General features: G+C 73.7%; 3 protein-coding genes. All 3 read right to left on the bottom strand.

What is annotated here, in order from left to right; translation table 11 throughout:
• Window positions 1-122: 122 nt before the first annotated feature.
• Window positions 123-308, bottom strand: a complete 186-nt coding sequence (locus AX737_RS14440; RefSeq protein ID WP_066922419.1) for a hypothetical protein — start codon at window positions 306-308, stop codon at window positions 123-125.
• 221 nt (window positions 309-529) lie between these two features.
• Window positions 530-976, bottom strand: coding sequence for a MucR family transcriptional regulator (locus AX737_RS14435; protein ID WP_066922417.1), 447 nt, complete (start codon window positions 974-976; stop codon window positions 530-532).
• A gap of 461 nt (window positions 977-1437) precedes the next feature.
• Window positions 1438-2394 carry an AEC family transporter gene (locus AX737_RS14430; RefSeq protein WP_066922415.1) on the bottom strand — a complete coding sequence of 319 codons (957 nt, stop codon included), beginning with the start codon at window positions 2392-2394 and terminating at the stop codon, window positions 1438-1440.
• Between the last annotated feature and the right edge of the window lie 204 nt (window positions 2395-2598).

Genomic DNA, 2598 nt, shown 5'->3' with positions numbered 1-2598 from the left:
GTCGAGACCTTTGGCGGGTGCAGGGCAGAGCCCTGCATCTGGCTCCGCCGTCCCGGGACCCCGCCGCACAGCGCCCTCGGGCGCCGAAAGGGCCTCGGCCCATGGGGATCCCATGACCTGACCTAGCGGGCCCCGGCCTCGTCGGTCAGCGCGGCGAGCAGGATGGGCCTGAGCCGGGCACCCGGATCCGCGTCGGCCCGGCGCTCCGCCCGGATCGCGGACCAGAGCAGGGCCGCCTGGTTCCGCGCCGCCTCGCGCGCGTGCCGCTCCGCGGCCCAGCGCGCCTCACGATCGTTCCGCCGCTCCATGACGGCACCTCCCGTTCGGGCCGGGCGGTTCGTGCCGCGGCGCCGTTGAGCGCCTCGGATAAGTCCTCGCGCCCGGAAGGTCCAGCCTGAAGGTTGGGCAGAACTGGACAGAGGCCGGCGAATGTCCGGCGACATCGACCTTTCCTGAGCCGATATCAGAAGACCCGCCGCCCGACCTTGCCGGGCGGCGGGTCTTCCCAGTCCGGATGCGCGCGACGCGCTCAGGCGGCGTCGCGGCGGGCGGCCTGCGGGGCGGGGCGGCCCAGCCCGATCTCCTTGGCGAGGGCCGAGCGCTGCGCTGCGTAGCCCGGCGCCACCATCGGGTAGTCGGCCGGCAGGCCGTAGCGCTGGCGGTAGGCCTGCGGCGTCAGCCCGTGCTTGGTCAGGTGGCGCTTCAGCGTCTTGTAGGAGCGCCCGTCGATGAAGCTGACGATGCCGCCCTCGGTGATCGACTTGCGGATCTGCGCCGCGCTCGGCTGCTCCACGGGCTCCTCGGGCGCGGCGGAGGCCGTCGCCCCCCCGCTGAGGTTGACCAGGGCCGCGTGGACGTTGCCGATCAGCGCGGGCAGCTCGGCAGCCGGCACGGGATTGTTCGAGACGTAGGCCGCGACGATGTCGCCGGCAAAGGTGATGATGTCGGGGCCTAGCTCAAGCGTTTCTTCTGTCATCTCTGATCCGTTCCGGTTCTCCGCAGCCATGAAGATTGCCCTCCCGATTCGGAGATCAAGGGTTTGGCCATGAAGTCTCGCGCAAGCCGCCTCGGCCATGCATGCATGTTCCGGGCGCGCACGCGCAGGAATGTCGCATACCGGGCGGGCGTGTCACGCGGAAATCCCGTAAAAACTGCTGCGGGTCCCACAAAACAACATAGATTAGTCTGGGCGTCGCCGAGCGCTCCGTGTCCGCCGGGAGCGCCGGCCCACGCCCGGCCGACGTTCCGCGGAGCCGCCCACGAGGCAGGCTGCCGCAGCGACCGTTCGCACGCTGGCCGCCCGCCCCCCCGGCGCCTTATCCGGCAGGCATGGATCTCAGCGTGCTCGTCCTCATGGCCTCGGCCCTCACCTTCTCGGGTTTCGTCGTGCTGCTCGGCTGGCGCTGAGGCGGGCCCGACCTCGGGCCGCCGCGGCCTTCAGTCCGCCACCAGGGCGAGGTAGGCCGCGACGGTCACGACGGAGAGCACCGTGGAGACCAGCACCGTGTCGGCTGTGAGCGCGGCCTCGCGGCGGTAGAACTCCGCCAGCATGAACGGGCCCGTGCCGGTGGGCAGCGCCGCCATCAGCACCGCGGTGTGGAGCGCGAGCGGCGGCAGATCGAACACGAAGCGTCCGAGCCCGTAGGCGAGGAGCGGGTGGGCGACGAGCTTCAGCCCGGCGAGCCACATGATCGTGTGCCGGCTCCGCGCGCCCCGCTCCGCTCCGCGCCGCTCGGCCAGGAACAGCCCGAGGGCCACCAGCGCGCAGGGGGAGGCCGCCCCGCCGAGCAGCTTCAGGAAGGCCTCGACGGGCGCCGGCACGCCGAGCCCGAGCAGCGGCACCAGCGCCCCGCAGAAGGGCGCGACCAGGAGCGGGTTGCGCAGCAGCGCCAGCGCCACCGTGCGGACGACCGGACCGCGGCGCCCGCCGCCCCGGTCCTCGCCCTGGAGCCCCGCCTCGATCAGCACGATCGCGCCCGCGAAGACGACGCAGACCGTGAGGATCACCGCGACGGTGGTGGGCCCGAGCGAGCCGGGACCGAGCGCGGCGAGCGCCAGCGGGAAGCCCATGTAGCCGGTGTTCGGGTAGCTGGCGTTGAGACCGTCGATCGCCGCATCGGCCAGCGGCCGCCCGCGGCGCCGGGCGCGCCACGCGGTCAGGCCGAGGAGGGCGCCGCTGCTCAGGCCGAAGGTGGCGAGGAAACCCGGCTGCCAGATCTCCGGGCCGACGCTGCGGGCCATCACGTCGAAGAGCAGGGCCGGCAGCGCGAGCCAGACCACGAAGCGGTTGAGCTCGGCCGTGGCGCCGGGACCGAGCAGGCCGGTCCGCCGCGCCAGCCAGCCGGCGAGGATCAGCGCGAAGATCGGCAGCACGACCGCGAGCGTCGTGAGCATGGCGGGCCTCTCGTCGGTTGAGGGGAGGGGGGAACGCGCGCGGCGCCCTCACGCGGGCGGGAGCCCGCGTCGCCCGCGGGCGGTTGCCCCGGGAGCGGCCGCGCGCGGCCTGGAACGAGGAGCGATGCGATGACCCGCCCCGACGACACCCGACCCGAGACCGATCCCGGCGAGGCCCCGGCGGGGGCGCGCGCCTACGGGGAC

Origin of the sequence: Methylobacterium sp. CCH5-D2, assembly GCF_001556475.1 — a bacterium.
Classification (GTDB): domain Bacteria; phylum Pseudomonadota; class Alphaproteobacteria; order Rhizobiales; family Beijerinckiaceae; genus Methylobacterium; species Methylobacterium hispanicum.
The sequence above is the reverse complement of the archived record's forward strand: the minus strand, read 5'-3'. Positions and strand labels throughout refer to the sequence as shown.

What these genes read in the sequence shown, in the direction of transcription:
- AX737_RS14440 (WP_066922419.1), bottom strand. Translation starts at nt 308, where the DNA reads ATGGAGCGGCGGAACGATCGTGAGGCGCGCTGGGCCGCGGAGCGGCAC.
- AX737_RS14430 (WP_066922415.1), bottom strand. Translation starts at nt 2,394, where the DNA reads ATGCTCACGACGCTCGCGGTCGTGCTGCCGATCTTCGCGCTGATCCTC.
- AX737_RS14435 (WP_066922417.1), bottom strand. Translation starts at nt 976, where the DNA reads ATGACAGAAGAAACGCTTGAGCTAGGCCCCGACATCATCACCTTTGCC.